The 15789-nt window shown below is 59.9% G+C and carries 14 protein-coding genes; 6 read left to right on the plus strand and 8 right to left on the minus strand.

Annotation, left to right across the window (positions count from 1 at the left end; translation table 11 throughout):
• The first annotated feature begins 5 nt into the window (after nt 1-5).
• Nucleotides 6-569: an outer membrane protein gene (locus VSX56_RS12540; protein ID WP_339112963.1), complete on the plus strand. Its 564-nt coding sequence runs from the start codon at nt 6-8 to the stop codon at nt 567-569.
• 65 nt (nt 570-634) lie between these two features.
• Here VSX56_RS12540 and VSX56_RS12545 read toward each other — a convergent pair whose 3' ends face one another.
• The 6 genes from VSX56_RS12545 to VSX56_RS12570 form a co-directional block, all read right to left on the minus strand.
• Nucleotides 635-1252, minus strand: a complete 618-nt coding sequence (locus VSX56_RS12545) for a TetR/AcrR family transcriptional regulator (protein ID WP_339112962.1) — start codon at nt 1250-1252, stop codon at nt 635-637.
• On the minus strand, nt 1245-2141 hold the full coding sequence (ppk2, locus tag VSX56_RS12550) for a polyphosphate kinase 2 (RefSeq protein ID WP_350937523.1): 897 nt from the start codon (nt 2139-2141) through the stop codon (nt 1245-1247). The genes VSX56_RS12545 and ppk2 overlap by 8 nt, the downstream gene beginning before the upstream one ends.
• Before the next feature lie 108 nt (nt 2142-2249).
• Nucleotides 2250-3218, minus strand: coding sequence for an alpha/beta fold hydrolase (locus VSX56_RS12555; RefSeq protein WP_350937525.1), 969 nt, complete (start codon nt 3216-3218; stop codon nt 2250-2252).
• A complete protein-coding gene (locus VSX56_RS12560) occupies nt 3193-4113 on the minus strand; it encodes a homoserine O-succinyltransferase (protein ID WP_350937527.1) in 921 nt (306 codons plus the stop codon). Before VSX56_RS12560 ends, VSX56_RS12555 begins: the two co-directional genes overlap by 26 nt.
• Nucleotides 4114-4168: 55 nt before the next feature.
• Nucleotides 4169-5041, minus strand: a complete 873-nt coding sequence (locus VSX56_RS12565) for an ATPase (protein ID WP_350937530.1) — start codon at nt 5039-5041, stop codon at nt 4169-4171.
• 74 nt (nt 5042-5115) lie between these two features.
• Nucleotides 5116-6261: an outer membrane protein transport protein gene (locus VSX56_RS12570; RefSeq protein WP_350937532.1), complete on the minus strand. Its 1146-nt coding sequence runs from the start codon at nt 6259-6261 to the stop codon at nt 5116-5118.
• Between the two features lie 323 nt (nt 6262-6584).
• Between VSX56_RS12570 and VSX56_RS12575 the strand changes: the two genes are divergently transcribed.
• Entirely contained in the window at nt 6585-7454 is an 870-nt protein-coding gene (locus VSX56_RS12575; protein WP_350937535.1) for a GNAT family N-acetyltransferase, read from the plus strand.
• A gap of 87 nt (nt 7455-7541) precedes the next feature.
• On the opposite strand, the gene guaB is transcribed toward VSX56_RS12575, so the two are convergent.
• Nucleotides 7542-8990: an IMP dehydrogenase gene (gene guaB, locus VSX56_RS12580; RefSeq protein WP_339112955.1), complete on the minus strand. Its 1449-nt coding sequence runs from the start codon at nt 8988-8990 to the stop codon at nt 7542-7544.
• Nucleotides 8991-9236: 246 nt separating this feature from the next.
• Between guaB and VSX56_RS12585 the strand changes: the two genes are divergently transcribed.
• Both VSX56_RS12585 and VSX56_RS12590 read left to right on the plus strand, forming a co-directional pair.
• Nucleotides 9237-10406, plus strand: a complete 1170-nt coding sequence (locus VSX56_RS12585) for an RsmB/NOP family class I SAM-dependent RNA methyltransferase (RefSeq protein ID WP_350937538.1) — start codon at nt 9237-9239, stop codon at nt 10404-10406.
• 98 nt (nt 10407-10504) lie between these two features.
• Nucleotides 10505-12850: an ATP-binding response regulator gene (locus VSX56_RS12590; RefSeq protein WP_350937540.1), complete on the plus strand. Its 2346-nt coding sequence runs from the start codon at nt 10505-10507 to the stop codon at nt 12848-12850.
• Here VSX56_RS12590 and VSX56_RS12595 read toward each other — a convergent pair.
• Nucleotides 12838-13446 (minus strand): hypothetical protein, encoded by a 609-nt coding sequence (locus VSX56_RS12595; RefSeq protein WP_339112952.1) that lies wholly within the window; start codon nt 13444-13446, stop codon nt 12838-12840. The two genes, VSX56_RS12590 and VSX56_RS12595, sit on opposite strands and share 13 nt — an antisense overlap.
• A gap of 215 nt (nt 13447-13661) precedes the next feature.
• Between VSX56_RS12595 and recA the strand changes: the two genes are divergently transcribed.
• Nucleotides 13662-14729, plus strand: a complete 1068-nt coding sequence (gene recA, locus VSX56_RS12600; protein ID WP_339114522.1) for a recombinase RecA — start codon at nt 13662-13664, stop codon at nt 14727-14729.
• A gap of 112 nt (nt 14730-14841) precedes the next feature.
• Nucleotides 14842-15720 carry a bifunctional helix-turn-helix transcriptional regulator/GNAT family N-acetyltransferase gene (locus tag VSX56_RS12605; protein ID WP_350937542.1) on the plus strand — a complete coding sequence of 293 codons (879 nt, stop codon included), beginning with the start codon at nt 14842-14844 and terminating at the stop codon, nt 15718-15720.
• Nucleotides 15721-15789: the final 69 nt, after the last annotated feature.

Genomic DNA, 15789 nt, shown 5'->3' on the forward strand with positions numbered 1-15789 from the left:
TTACGATGAAAACTCTGGTTCTGGTTTCGACCGCACTTATCGCAGGCGCCGGCGCAGCAATGGCTGGCGGCTATTCGCAACCCGTCGTGGAAGCAGCTCCGGTTGCAGCCCCCGCTCCGGTCGTTGTGCCGGCAGCAAACTGGACCGGCTTCTATGCTGGTGCACAAGTTGGCTACAATAACATGGAAGGCGACTTCTCGGATGACCGTGGCGGTTCACTCGGCGTTCAAGCTGGCTACAAATACGACCTCGGCAAATATGTCGTTGGTGGCGAAGTCGACTATTCCGCGCTCGACGCGAACACCTATGACAACATGGGCCATATCAAAGCCCTCGCCGGTGTGAAAAATGGCCAGTGGCTGTACTACGGCACCCTGGGTGGCGCCTATTACGACGCAGACGACAATTCTGACTGGGCACCGTCCATCAGCGCAGGCGTCGACTACATGTATAACGACAACTGGGTTGTGGGTGGCGAAGTCTCCTACGCCGATACCGACGATTTCGACGGTACCGATCAAGACTTCAACAACACCACGGTTGCTCTGAAAGCATCCTACAAGTTCTGATTTTTTCCGGAAATCGGACTTGGGAGGCGCGCCATAGGCGCGCCTTTTCTCTTGCGGTGAGGCAGTTAGCGGTCGGGAGGCAGAATTCCCAAGCCGCGCAGGTAGATCCCCACGCCGCTTTCCAAGAGATCCTCGGGGCTGTAGGGGCTTGAAGAGCCAGCGGGCGGACGGGCATGCAGCTCGATAACCCCGTGTGACATCGCTGCGATATGGGCCGAGACCATTGCAACCGGCGGGCGGCGCTCGGCAGGTATATGCGCCAAAAGGGCTTCGGTTGCCTGATCCATTACCTGACGCGCCTTCAGCGCCACTTGCCCCACGACATCGGAGGTTTGCGGCGAGAGCCCGCTCTCGAACATTGCCATATAATGGCCGGGGTAGCGCTTGGCGAAAGCCAGATAGGCGCGGCCGACCGCGCTGAAGGCGGTCAGCGCCGATGGTTTGCCGCGATTCCAGGCATGTTCCAGTAGATCGCCGAAAATCAGGAACCCCTGACGGGCGCATTCGGTGATCAAATCCTCGCGTCCGGCGAAATGGCGATAGACGGCGGCAGGCGTCACACCTGCGGTCTTTGCCGCCTCCGAAAGCGTAAAGCCCGTGGGGCCTTTTTCCTCGATCAGGCGTAGGGCCGCCTCCACCAGTGCTCGGCGCAGATCGCCGTGATGATAGCCTTGTTTAGACATTCAGGATGTCGAGCCCGCCGCAAATTGTTGGATCGATCCCGCCTATAGCATCGCGATCCTTGCCGGGATAGCTGATCGCGTTGAGAATCGTCTGGATCGCGGCAATACGCGCGCGTTTCTTGTCGTCGGAGCGGATGATCGTCCAGGGCGCATGCAGATTGTCCGAGCGTGTCAGGGTTTCGGTGATCGCTTGCGAGTAGGCCTCCCATTTACGCAGGCCCTCGACATCGATCCAGCTCAGTTTCCACTGTTTCAGCGGGTCTTTCTCGCGGTCGAGGAACCGGCGCAGCTGCTCGGCGCGGTCCACGTTGAGCCAGAGCTTCACAAGGATGATCCCGTCATCGACCAGCATCTTCTCGAATTCGGGAAGCTGGTAGAAGAAATGTTCGCGCTGTGCCTGTGTGCAGAAATCGAAAACCTTCTCGACTACGCCACGGTTATACCAGCTGCGGTCGAAAAGCGCGATCTCGCCCTTGGCGGGAATGCGCTCGACATAGCGCTGGAAATACCATTGCGAGGCCTCGCGGTCATTGGCTTTGGGCAGCGCCACGACATAGGCCGAGCGCGGGTTGAGGTTTTCCTGAACCCGTTTGATCGTGCTGCCTTTTCCGGCGGCATCGCGGCCCTCGAAAAGCACTATCATCCGCTTGCCCGAGGCTTTCAGCCCGTAATGCATTTTCACGAGCTCGATCTGCAGCGCCTGCATATGCCTGTCATAGTCCTTGCCCTTCATCGCCACCCTATAGGGGTAGGAAGGGCTGAGCATATCCTTGGGGCCACACCACCGTATCGCGTCACGGATCTCCTGCGGTGCGCCATTCTCGAGATAATCGGTAATCTGGCCGATAAAGGGCACTGGCTGCGTTCCGGGCTGCGGGATCTCGCTCATGGGCTCTCCTCTGGGTTACCCTACTATGCAAAAGCGGCGCAGACGGAGCAAGAGGCCGCAAAGAAGATCATGAAAACTCGAGGTTTTCCTGACCCGCGCAGCAGCGGGTCAATTTTCGAGCCGCTTGATGGCCTCTAGCACATCAGGCACGCGGGTCTGCTCGATCATATGGCCCGCACCTTTGAGCACAGTCAGACGCGCATGGGGCAGGGCGCGGGCCGTAGGGCGCGAATGGATCTCTAGCCCCACGGTGGTGTCCTGATCGCCATGCAACAGCTCGACCGGCACGCTCACCTTGCCATAATCGGGGACCATCTGCGCAATCTCGGCCTTCAGATGCGCTCGCTGGCGTGCATTGGCCCGCATCGTGACGCGGCGCAGGGTCATATCGGGGCCGAAATGCGCGATATAGCCTTCGGGCATCGCTTCGGGCTCGAAGACCTCTTCGACTGCGGATGTCACAGCGCTCTCGGGGGCCCAGGCGGTGATCAGCGGCACGGCAAGCGTCTGGCCCAATGGCGGCGCTGTCAGCTTGTAAAGCCATGGCAGATCGCCCTCCCATGTCTGGGACGCCGCTGACAGAAGCACCAGAGAGCTGAGGCTGTCGGGCGCTTGCGTGGCCCATGCCAGCGCCACGGCCCCGCCATAGGAATGGCCCAGAACCATCGGGGTCTTTGCGCCCAGTTGGTCCACTGCCTGTCGCAGCACGGCGGCTTGCTGGAAAATGCTGTCATCTTCCATCGGCTGCGAATAACCGAAACCGGGGCGGTCGACGATGAAGAGACGGTGGTCCTCGACAAGCGCGGGAGCCAGCCGGAAGGTCATGTCGCGCAGGCTGCCCGATGCGCCGTGGATCAGCACGATCTGGGGCGCATCTTCCGGACCTTCGACCTTCACATGCACGATCTGGCCGGCATGCGGGCCATCCGCCAGCGTCACCATCGTGCCGGTAGGCGGATAGCGGGCCTCTGCGCGCGCCTCGCGATGTTCAGCCCTCAGCACGGTGCAGCCCGACACCACCCCCGCGCAAAGCGCCAGTAAAAGCGGATATTTAAGCGCCGATATCGCGAAGGTCATAAGGGGTATCCTGATAAATCTGGTTGATCCAGTTGCCGTAAAGAAGATGGGCATGGCTGCGCCAACGGTTTTTAGGCATCCGGCTGGGGTCGTTCTCAGGATAATAATTCACGGGAAGGGCAACCGGTTTCCCCGATGCCAGATCACGATCATATTCTTCTTTCAGCGTTGTGCTGTCATATTCGAAGTGGTTGAACACATAGAGTGCGCGCGAAGCGCTGTCCTCGACAAGACAAGGGCCGGTTTCATGGCTGTCGAGCAGCATCTTGAGCCCCGCGGCCTCCATCTCCGATCGGCGCATCTCGGTCCAGCGCGAGACGGGCACCAGACAGTCATCGGAAAATCCGCGCAGGAATACCGAGGTCGGGTCACAATTGTCGTGGCGGTAGAGTCCGAACTGTTTCTTGGGCAGGATATGTTTGGGAACACCGTTGTTGTGATAGGCCATCGCCATGCCGCCCCAGCAGACGCCGAAGGTGGAAAACACATGGGTCCGCGCCCAGTCGAAGACGCGGCGGAGCTCGTCCCAATAGGTGACCTCCTCGAAGGGCAGATGTTCTATCGGGGCACCGGTGATCAACAGCCCGTCAAAGCGCTCGTCCGCGGCCTCGACCTCGGCGAAGGGGCGGTAGAAGGCCTCCATATGTTCGGCCGCCGTATTCTTGGTCTGGTGCTCGCTCATGCGGATCAGCTGGAAATCGATCTGCAGGGGCGTCGCACCGATCAGACGCGCGAACTGGTTCTCGGTCTGGATCTTCTTGGGCATCAGGTTCAGGAGCCCGATCCGCAGGGGCCGGATGTCCTGCGTCGCCGCACGCCCCGGGCTCATCACCATGACGCCTTCCTTCGACAGGATGTCAAAGGCGGGAAGCGTTTCGGGGAGGGTGATGGGCATTGGTCTAATCCTGAAAAGGGGTATTGGCGGGATTTAGCAGATAGGTGCTAACAGGTTATTTGGGAAGGGCGGAGGCGATCAGCTGCGTGAAGTCCTGTTCATCGCGCACGGTTGCCACCTGTTCGGCCTTCAGCGTGATGCCCCAGTTCCGCGCCATCGCGTCGTAGCGCGGCTGACGGTGTTCGAGCGCCTGACGGTAGGTCCAGCGGACAAAATCATCAGGGTTCACCTCGTCTTCCTTGAGGCCGCGCTCCACACGGTATTCCACCCATTTCCGTTCGAGGAACTGGGGTTGGTAATACATGGGCTTGGGGGCACGATCAAAACGGCGCACCAGCTCGTCGGTATGGGCGTCAGAGCCCTCGATCCAGACCATCAGATTGTGGGTGGACAGCTCCGACAGGATCGGGTCCTTTGGATCCTCGGGGTTGACCACCTCGCAGATCGAACCACCGGAATCACAGATGAAATTCGGGATGTTATAGATGCTGCGGGCGCGACGAATGAAATGGGTCGTGTCCAGCAGGGCCGCCGTCTCGGCGCGCATATGCTGGTTCTGGCGCAGCATGTATTCCTCGAAGGGCAGACCACCCTTTTGCGGCGATCCGGGTTTGCCCAGATAGGTCGAGAGAGGCGCCAGATTGTCGAATGTGATGTTGGAGGCGATATAGACCGCATCTTGCAACAGCAGTTCACGCAGGAACGGGACCTTCATCGCCTCGCTTTTGAAGTTGTCGGCGATATACTCGCCCATATAGCGGGTGCCGATCCGGTAATCGACGGAGTAATGGAACCAGCCGCCCGCCGCGCGGAGCATCGACGAAAGATAGGTCTTGCCCAGACCCGACATGGCAAACAGCAGAACCTGCTTGTTCTTTGCCGAAAGCCACTCGGCCTGTGTTTTGTAGATCGGTGATCTGTAACTCATCGGCATGCCCACCCCGTCTGCATTTGGTTGCAGCTTTATCGGGTTATGGGGCGGAGGTCACGGGTGTTTTGCGCTCAGAAACGGTAGCTGATCCGCATCCCCGCACCCCAGCCGGAATTGTCATCGAACCCGGCGATGCGTGTGTCGGCGCCGCCAATCTCGACATAGCGCAGTGCAAAGCTGCTCGACACGGCCTCATGGGTCCAGGTCGCGGCAAGCGTGAGGCTTCGATAGCCATCGGTCGGACCGAGATTGCCCACGATATTACCGCTCGAGGGTTCATAGGTCGCGATCACCGCGCCCGACCAGCTTTCGGTGAAACGATGCCCGAGACCGAGCGAATAGGTCACCGTATCCTCGATCGGATCAACGAGATTGCTACCGTCGCTGCTGAAGGCGGTGGCGCGGTAGAGGCCGGGAGCCACCGAGAACGCACTCCAGTCGGTCCAGCGGATGGTGCCGAAGAGAAGCGTGTCGGGGGCGATACCGGTTTGCGCTTCCAGGAGCACCGATTGCGGGATCTCGCTCGTCCAGCTCGTGGTGGCGGTCTGGCTGCCATAGGGCGTGCTATAGGTTTCCCGCCCGTCGAAGTCATGCGTGATCGAGGAGAGATAGGTGAGCGCCACGCGCGCGCCGATCTCGGGCTTTTCCCAAGCCACCCCAAGGATGTACCCCATATCCGTCTCGCGCGAGGCGTCCACATCATAGCCGAGGGTGACGCCCGGCAGGCTGGGCGGGGCAAGGTTCAGATTGGCGATCCCTGTCATCTGTTCCACGCGAATACCTGCGAGGGCGGAGATGGCAGGGGTCAGGCGGTAACGCAGAACGCCGGTCAGGGCGCTGCTATCCAGAGTTGCGGTGGAGCCCTCGAGAATATAGCCGGAGCCGGTCCGCGGATAGGAGACATCGGCCCCGTAGGGATGATCGAAGCTGATCATCAGATCCGTTCTGTCCCCCAGAGGCAGCTTGGCGCCCAATGTCCAGAGACCGAAATCCGTCGTCATATCTCCCGATCCTGTGCCCGCCAGCGGCCCGAAGGCCGGAGAAAGCCGCCCCGAGACATCAGGCCGGAAGCCGCCCAGCTCGAATTGCACGACACGCCCCTGTTCGAAGAGGAGGCCAGTCGAAAAGGCAGTGCGCTCGATGCCGCCCGCAAATACCGGCGCGGTCGAAAGAGCGCAGAGGGCACAAGTCATCATCAGCGTGAGCGGTGCAAGCATGGCAGAGGTCCATCAAGGGAAATATCAAAGAAATCGGACGTGTGAGGCTACGTCTGGCGCAACTCGCCCCCTAGGTGTGTTTGCGCTATAAGTCACCAGAAATTATGAAAGATCGTGAATCCGATCAACCATATGGCAGAAAGCGCACAGGCGATGATAGCTGCGGCCCAGACCGTATATCGCGGGGCCGGTATCTCCGGCAGGTTCATTTTGCTCGACATTTCCGGTCCCTTTTTTCGAGAGTTCGGATGGCATTAAGCACGCGTTAGGTGAATTTGTGCTTAACAGAGACTATGAACAGGATATCGGTTACAGAATCGCGCTTGGATGCCGAAGGGTGGAATGCCGCTCTGCAGGCATTCAATGCTGCATATCCACCTGCCTATCAGCAATTCGGTGCCTATGGCGAGATTGCGCGGGCGGGGGGGCGGCGTGTGGCCCGTTTGGTGCTCTCGCTGAAGGAAGAGCGCATCGCGCTGGCGCAGGTGATCGGACGGCGCGGTCTGTGGTGGCTCGGGCGTGGGCCCGTCTTTGCCAAGGGGGTTTCCGAGGCGGATCGGGCACGGGCTTTGCGGGCACTCGCACGGCGTTTTGCGCCGGGTCTGTTTATCGCAACGCCCGAGGCACCGGTTGCAGGGCGTGGCCTGATCCCCATCGTCACCGCGCGCCATCAGGCGCTCTGGGCCTTGGGCCCGGATGTGGCCAATCTGCGGTCTTCTCTGGACGGAAAATGGCGCAACCGCTTGGCCTCGGCCGAACGAAAGGGGATGCGGATCACGCTGGAGGAAGATCCGGCTTGGCTTCTGGATGCCGAGCATCAGCAAAGAAAAAAACGTGGTTACAAGGCCTTGCCGCGTGACTTTACCACCGCATGGGAGATGGCGATGCCCGGATCGGTGCTCTCTCTTGGGGTGCAATCCGATGCGGGAGAGCGGCTGGCAGGGGTTGTCATGATGTGCCATGGGCGCTCGGCGACCTATCAACTGGGCTGGTCCGGTGAGGAAGGGCGCAAGACGGGGGCGCATAACTTCCTGCTCTGGCAGGTCTCGATCGCGCTTAGGGCGCAGGGTATTCGTTATATCGATCTGGGCGATATCAATTCCGAAGAGGGCGCCGGGCTGATGCGTTTCAAGCTTGGCACAGGCGCGAGTGTGCATCGCCTCGGGGCAACCATGCTGGTGCTGCCGATCTAGGCACCTCCGCCTGAGCGTCTTCGGGCAAAGAAAAATCCGGAGCATTCCCATGCTCCGGATCGGGGTTCTGTCACCAAAGGCCCGCAATCAGCCGATGCGGTAATTCGGGCTTTCACGGGTGATCTGCACGTCGTGCACATGGCTTTCCTTCAGGCCCGCGCCGGTGATACGGACAAATTCGCAGCCCTTGCGCATATCCTGGATCGTGGCCGAACCGGTATAGCCCATAGCCGCGCGCAGACCGCCCACCATCTGGTGGATCACGGCACCGGCTGCCCCTTTATAGGGAACCTGACCCTCGATCCCTTCAGGCACGAGCTTGTCGGAGGCGGCATCCTTCTGGAAGTAACGGTCGGCCGAGCCGCGTGCCATCGCACCCAGTGACCCCATCCCACGATAGGACTTGTAGGAGCGGCCCTGATAGAGGATGACCTCGCCCGGAGATTCATCGGTCCCGGCAATCGCCGAGCCGACCATGGCACAGCTGGCACCTGCCGCGATGGCTTTGGCGAAATCGCCCGACATCTTGATGCCGCCATCGGCGATGATCGGGGTATCACCTGCGCCGGCCACACAATCCATGATCGCGGTCAGCTGCGGAACACCGACACCCGCCACAATACGGGTGGTGCAGATAGAGCCCGGACCGATGCCGACCTTCACAGCATCCGCGCCCGCATCGATCAGCGCCTTGGTGGCGGCCGCCGTTGCCACATTGCCTGCAACAACCTGCACATCCGAACGGTAGGCCTTGATCGCCTCGACAGCCTTGGCAACACCCGCAGAGTGGCCATGCGCGGTATCGATCACGATCAAATCGCACCCCGCATCCACAAGCGCGGTCGAACGTTCATAGCCTGCATCGCCGACGGTCGAGGCCGCAGCCACGCGCAGGCGACCTTTCTCGTCCTTGCAGGCGAGCGGGTTCAGAACAGCCTTCTCGCTATCCTTCAGCGTGAGAAGACCCGTCAGATGGCCATTGGCATCGGTCACCAGAAGCTTCTCGATCCGGCGCTCTTTCATCAGCTTGCGGGCCTCGTCGCGGTCGGCGGGCTCTTGCAGGATGGCGAGATTATCGCGAGTCATCATCGCCGAGACGGGGGTTTTGGCATCCGAGGCAAAACGCATGTCGCGATTGGTCACGATGCCGACCACGCGGTTGTTCTCGTCCACCACGGGGAAGCCCGAGACATTGTAGCGGGTCACCAGATCCTGTGCATCGGCCAGCGTCTGGTCGGCACGCAGGGTGATCGGGTTGTAGACGATACCGGATTCGAACCGCTTCACACGGCTGACTTCCTCGGCTTGCTGGTCCACCGACAGGTTGCGGTGGATCACGCCCATTCCGCCAGCCTGAGCCATGGCGATCGCCATGCGGCTTTCGGTCACGGTATCCATGGCCGAGGAAAGAAGCGGGATATTCAGGCGGATCGATTTGGTAACGAAGGTCGAAACATCGGCCGTCGAGGGCAGCACACTGGATGCTGCTGGAACTAGAAGGACATCGTCGAAGGTAAGCGCCTCGCGAATCTGCATGACCGGGTCTCCGTGGCAGGGTTCGTTTGACGCTTCCTCCTTTCACCACTTCACAGGAAAAGCAACCCCATGAACGTAATGATTCGTGCATAGGGGCTGTGCATCCCGAGAAAAGGGCAATGGGTCGGGGTGTGGGGCTCACGCAACGTCGGGAGTTTGATTGCCACAAGGCACTGGCTAAATCGTGAACAACACTGGCAAAGTCACCGATCTTTGCGTAGCGATAGGAAAAAGGAAGAGGTTCCCATGACCCCGGCAGCCCGGGTCGCAGCAGCGATCGAGATTTTGGATTTGGTTCTGTCGGGCGATCCGGCGGAGCGGTGCCTGACGACATGGGCACGCAATAACCGCTTTGCAGGCTCGAAAGACCGTGCAGCGATCCGCGACCATGTGTTCGATGCGCTGCGTTGCCGCGAGAGTTTTGCCCGTCTGGGCGGGAGCGCGGGCGGACGGGGTCTGATGATCGGGGCCTGCCGCGCCGAGGGGCGGGATCTGGCCGAGGTGTTTTCCGGCATCGGGCATGCGCCCACGCCGCTCTCGCCCGAGGAAGAACAGGCGCTGCTGGGGCCGGTTCCCGAGGGGGTGGAGCTGCTTGACTGGCCCGAATGGCTGGTTCCCCGGCTCAAGGACGATCTGGGCGCGGATTTCGGGCCGGTCAGTCTGGCGCAGCGCGAACGCGCGCCAGTGTTCTTACGGGTCAATCTGGCGAAATGCACGCGCGAGGATGCACAAGCCCAGCTGCGCTGCGATGATATCGATGCCGAGCCGCATCCGGCGGCGCTGAGTGCGCTGAAGGTGACGCGGGGCGCGCGCAAGCTGCGCAATGCCCGTGCCTATCAGGAAGGTTCGGTCGAGCTGCAGGATCTTGCCTCGCAGATCGCCATAGAGGCGCTGCCGCTCGAGGGCGTCTCGCGCGTGCTCGATTACTGCGCGGGCGGTGGCGGCAAGGCGCTGGCGCTTGCGGCGCATGCACCGCATCTGAAGATCGACGCGCATGATATCGATGCGGGACGGATGAAGGATCTGCCGGTCCGTGCCGGGCGCGCGGGCACGCGGATCAATGTGCTCCTGCCCGAGACCGTGGCGGGAGAGTGGGATATGGTGCTGATCGACGCGCCCTGTTCGGGATCGGGCACCTGGCGGCGGACACCCGATGCGAAATGGGCACTGACGCCCGCCCGCCTCGACGAGCTGGTGCGTCTTCAGGACCGGATCCTGCGCGAGGCTCAGGCCTATGTCGGGCCGGGCGGATATCTCGTCTACATGACCTGTTCGCTGCTTAAATGCGAGAATGACCAGCAGGCTCAGAAAGTTTCGGTTAACCCTGAATGGGAATGGATTGACCATCGCCAGCTGACCACTCAGGATGGCTCGGACGGGTTTTTCTATTCGATATTCAAGCGTGTGGCCGAATGATCTGTGGTCGCTGGCCTCGTATATATCCGCCGCAGGAGACACAATTAGAGGTTGTGCTTTGATGCCTGTTAATTTGCCCTTAACTGATTTGATGCTTCATGCCTGAGAACAAAGACAAAAACGAGGTTCATAAGGTGGCGCATCCCGATCAGCCCGTGGAGAACATTGGCAGAAATGCCGGTGTTGCGAGCTCTGGTGCCGTTTATCTGCTGATGGCGGCGCTGGGGGCGATCGTGGCGGGGCTGGTGGTGCAGGACCGGATCGTGATGATTGCGCTGTTTGCGGTGGCCACAACTTTTGTGGCGATCTCGGTCGGAATGAAGCTGACCCAGGTCTGGGCGCGCAGGCAGCGGCGACAGATGCATCTGCAGATCGCGAATTTCGTGGCGCAGGATGCCTCGCCCTCCTTCACGACCGATGCGGAAGGAGAGATCGGCTATCAGAACCGCGCGGCGCTGGAACGGTTCGGCTCGCGCGGGCAGCAAAGCCTGACCCATGCATTGGGCGAGTTGTTTGCCAATCCCGGATCGGTGCTGAACCGGTTGCAGGCAAAGGCTACGGCTCTGGGCGCTGCGCGCGAGGATCTTGTAACCCGTCGCGGCCATGTGCGGTTGTCGGTGCATCAGATCGGCGATGGTGATTTCCTCTGGCGGCTGGAAGATATGGCCGAGCGCCCCTCTGGCGGGCGCGGGGCCGAGACCATTAGCCTGCCGATGCTGACCGCGTCTAAAAACGGCACGATCCTGTTTATGAATGAGGCACTGCGCCGCCTGACGGGCGAACGGTATCGCACGCTCGACCGTATTTTCAATGACCTGCCTCTGCGTTCGGGCGAAGAGCACGAGATCGGAACGCCGAACGGCCCGATCCGCTGCCTTGTGTCCGAGATCGAGGCTCGCGCGGGTCGGCGCGAGATCTATCTGCTCCCGGTGTCGGAAAACCGGCCGATCCCGCATGATCCGGCCTCGTTCGAGGCGCTTCCCGTGGCGCTTTTGCGTGTGGACGGGCAGGGGCGCATCATTGCTTCCAACCGCGCCAGCCGGGCGCTTCTGGGGCTTTTGCCGCCCAATCCGACGATGGTCGATATGTTCGAGGGATTGGGGCGGCCGGTGAATGACTGGGTCGTCGATGCGCTGGCAGGACGTGCCGAACATCGCCCTGAAGTGCTCCGGACCCGTCACGGCGATAAGGAGACCTATCTTCAGATCACGCTCAGCCGTGTGGTCGAGGAGGGGCGTCCCGGATTGGTTGCGGTTCTTTCGGATGCGACGCAGCTGAAAACGCTGGAGGCGCAATTTGTCCAGAGCCAGAAGATGCAGGCTATCGGCCAGCTGGCTGGCGGTGTTGCGCATGATTTCAACAACCTGCTGACGGCGATTTCGGGCCATTGCGATCTGCTGATGCTGCGCCACGATAAGGGCGATCCCGATTTTGCCGATCTCGACCAGATCTCGCAGAATGCCAACCGTGCGGCGTCGCTGGTCGGACAGCTGCTGGCCTTCTCGCGCAAGCAGACCTTGAAACCGCAGGTGCTGGATCTGCGCGATACGCTTTCCGATCTGACCCATCTGCTAAATCGCCTCGTTGGGGAGAAGGTCTTGCTGTCGCTCCAGCACCCCCTCGATCTGCGCCAGATCAGGGCCGATAAACGCCAGCTCGAACAGGTTCTTATGAACCTCGTGGTGAATTCGCGCGATGCCATGCCGGAAGGCGGAGAGATCCGGATCGAGACGGAGAACCTCTATCTCAAGGAAGATTTCAAACGCGATCGAGTCTCGGTACCCAAAGGCGATTACGTCTCCGTCAAGGTGATCGACGAGGGTATGGGGATTGCGCCCGACAAGCTGATCAAGATTTTCGAACCCTTCTACACGACCAAGCGCACGGGCGAGGGCACCGGCTTGGGGCTTTCGACGGCCTACGGGATCATCAAGCAGACGGGGGGCTATATCTTCTGCGACTCGGTGCTCGGCTCGGGCACCTGTTTCACGATCCTGCTTCCCGCGCATGACAAGACACAGGCCGATGAGGAGGATGTTGCCAAGCCGATCGTCACGCAGGAACTGGCGCAGAATGACCGCACGGCCACTGTATTGCTGGTCGAGGACGAGGCCCCGGTGCGGGCCTTTGCGTCGCGCGCGCTCAAATTGCGCGGCTATACCGTTTTCGAAGCCGAGAATGCCGAAGAAGCGCTGGAAATCCTCGAGGACGAGGGACTGACAGTGGATATTTTCGTGACCGATGTCATCATGCCGGGAATGGATGGGCCGACATGGGTGGTCGAGGCGCTCAAGAAGCGTCCCGGTACGGCGGTTGTCTTCATGTCGGGCTATGCCGAGGATGTTTTCCTTGATGGCAAACCGCCGATCAAGGGCTCGGCCTTCCTGCCCAAGCCTTTCTCGCTCAGCGAACTCACTGCGACGGTGCAGAATCAGCTTGGCTGAGGCTGAGCCATTTCCTCATAGAGGTGGAAATCATCTGCCATGAATGCAACCAAGCGCGCCTCGACGGGCGCGCTCAGATCCGTGTTGACCATAGGCGGCACATTGATCCGTGGCAGCGATATCTCGAACATCAACCGGTCTTCGAGAAAATGTACGAAATCCTGAATGTTTTCGTAGCGGTAGAGTCGATCCACAAGCAGTTTGCCTTGACCGTCGGTCAGATAATGGGCCTGAGTTTTGAGTTGCGCATAAGCCGGAAGAGAACCTGTCATGAAATCCAGGGTAAAGGTCTCGAAGCTTTTCCCCTGAAGGGGGTTCTCGGGTAGATCGAAGCTATCCCGCAGCAGGAAACGATACCATGAGCGCAACCACTCCACGGGATGCCGGATCAGGGCGACGGTTGTGAAAGGGGTGTCGGAATTCTCTGTCAGATAGGGCTTGAGATGGTTGTGGAAATCGAGCGCCGTCATATGCTTGAGAGGAACCGGACGCTGCATCGAAACAGAGGCGAGGGGTTCCAGCGCGGTTTCGATCGCTGTCGATCCGGCCTTTGGTGTCGCAAGAAAAACCAGCTTTTGGTCCCAGAATATGAGCATTGTCCGCCTAAAATTTTATCGATCCTGTGCATCTGCCGCGATGCAATTGGCATATAAACTATTGATTAACCAAACGGGCGCAAGGTTTATGAAGCCGATGGCTTGAATTGTTCTTGTTTTGGTCCCAAATTCGGCTTAACGAACATTACTAGAACATTCACCATGTCCGGGCAATTGTGATCCGGCGTGCACTGTGAAATAAGGAGATGATCCTAATGGTAACGGCGGGCCTTTTCGATATGGCGGACAAGATGAAAGCAGATAAGCAGAAAGCACTGGAATCGGCGCTTTCGCAGATTGAGCGACAATTTGGCAAAGGCTCGATCATGAAGCTTGGCGAAGGCGCCAAGATCGATATTGAATCGACCTCGACAGGCTCTCTGGGGCTGGATATCGCACTGGGTATCGGTGGGTTGCCGAAGGGCCGGATCGTCGAGATCTACGGGCCCGAAAGCTCGGGCAAGACCACGCTAACGCTTCACACGGTCGCGGAAGAACAGAAGAAGGGCGGGGTCTGTGCCTTCGTCGACGCCGAACATGCGCTGGATCCGTCCTATGCACGCAAGCTGGGCGTTAATCTTGATGAACTACTGATCTCGCAGCCCGATACCGGCGAGCAGGCGCTTGAAATCGTCGATACGCTCGTGCGCTCGGGCGCGGTGAGCCTTGTTGTGGTCGATTCTGTCGCGGCACTGACGCCGAAAGCCGAGATCGAGGGCGACATGGGCGATGCGACGGTCGGTGCGCAGGCACGCCTGATGAGCCAGGCCATGCGCAAGCTGACCGCATCGATCGGCCGTTCCAACTGCATGGTCATCTTCATCAACCAGATCCGTATGAAGATCGGCGTCATGTTCGGTAACCCCGAAACCACATCGGGTGGTAACGCGTTGAAATTTTACGCCTCCGTGCGTCTGGATATCCGCCGTACCGGCGCGGTGAAGGACCGTGACGAGGTGGTGGGGAACGCGACCCGCGTGAAGGTGGTCAAGAACAAGGTGGCGCCGCCCTTCAAACAGGTCGAATTCGACATCATGTATGGCGAAGGCATCTCCAAGGTTGGCGAGTTGATCGACCTTGGCGTAAAGGCCGGTGTCGTCGAGAAATCGGGCGCGTGGTATTCCTACGGAGATGAGCGGATCGGGCAGGGGCGCGAGAACGCCAAGCAGTTCATGCGTGATCATCCCGATGTTGCGGATGCGATCGAAGCGAAGATCCGTTCGAGCCATGGTTTGAACCTCGATTCCGACGATAAGGATGATGCGCTGACAGAAGAGGAATAAGCCTCTTTTGTAAGCGTAGTAAGAAAACCGGACCGTCATGGCCCGGTTTTTTATTGCTTGGCAGATTAAGCTGACTAAAGTCAGATATAATGTAAAACATAGGTCAGGTATTATGCGGGATGTCGAAAGAGGCGTGGATCGCCTGCGGCGCTTCAACAGGGTGGTGACGCTGGAACTCGGAGCGCTGGATGCGAGCTTTCTGGGGCGCGGGCGGCCGCTTCTGGAGGCGCGGGTGCTGCATTCGGTAGGATCGGGAGTTTCCGATGTCGGTGAACTGCGTGAGCGGTTGAATCTCGATTCCGGCCTGATGAGCCGGCTTTTGCGCAAGCTCGAGGCCGAGGAGCTGATCGTTCTCTCGCCCGATCCGAAAGACGGCCGCCGCAAGCGCATTTTGCGCACGCGTAAAGGGGAGCGGGAATTCGAGGCTTATGAGGCCCTATCCGATCAGGCGGCGCAGGCCGTGCTTGCGCGGGTCAAAGATCGCGACGCGTTCCTGAAGGCTGTGGATCTTGTCGCCTCGGTGATCGGAAGCGAGCGGATCGAAATTATCGAGGTCGATCCCGATGATGCCCGCGCGATCGCCTGTGTGAACGCCTATGTGGCCGAACTTTCTCGCCGATTTGGCGAGTATTTCGATCGTGCGCGTTCAGGTGAACCCGAGGCCGATGCGATGCGTGCGCCGCGTGGCACCTTCCTGCTGGCCTTGTCGGAAGGGGTAGCTATGGGATGTGTCGCGGTCAAGGATATGGGGGAACGTGCTGAAATCAAAAGACTTTGGCTCGATCCTTCGGCGCGTGGGATGCGGCTCGCTCAGCGTTTGATGCGCGAGGCCGAGACACGCGCCTATGCTTTGGGGCATCGGGAACTGGTGCTCGATACTTCGGCAAAACTTCCCGAGGCACGGGCTTTCTATCTTAAAACGGGCTGGTCCGAGACCGAGCGCTATAACGATAACCCCTATGCCGATTATTTCTTCCGCAAGGAATTATAGACCACAACAGCCCGATCTCGCCGCGCTTTGCTGGACAGCCAGCCCGCGCGGCGCTAAACGGGTGAAAAT

Source organism: Thioclava kandeliae (assembly GCF_040297545.1).
Lineage (GTDB): Bacteria > Pseudomonadota > Alphaproteobacteria > Rhodobacterales > Rhodobacteraceae > Thioclava > Thioclava kandeliae.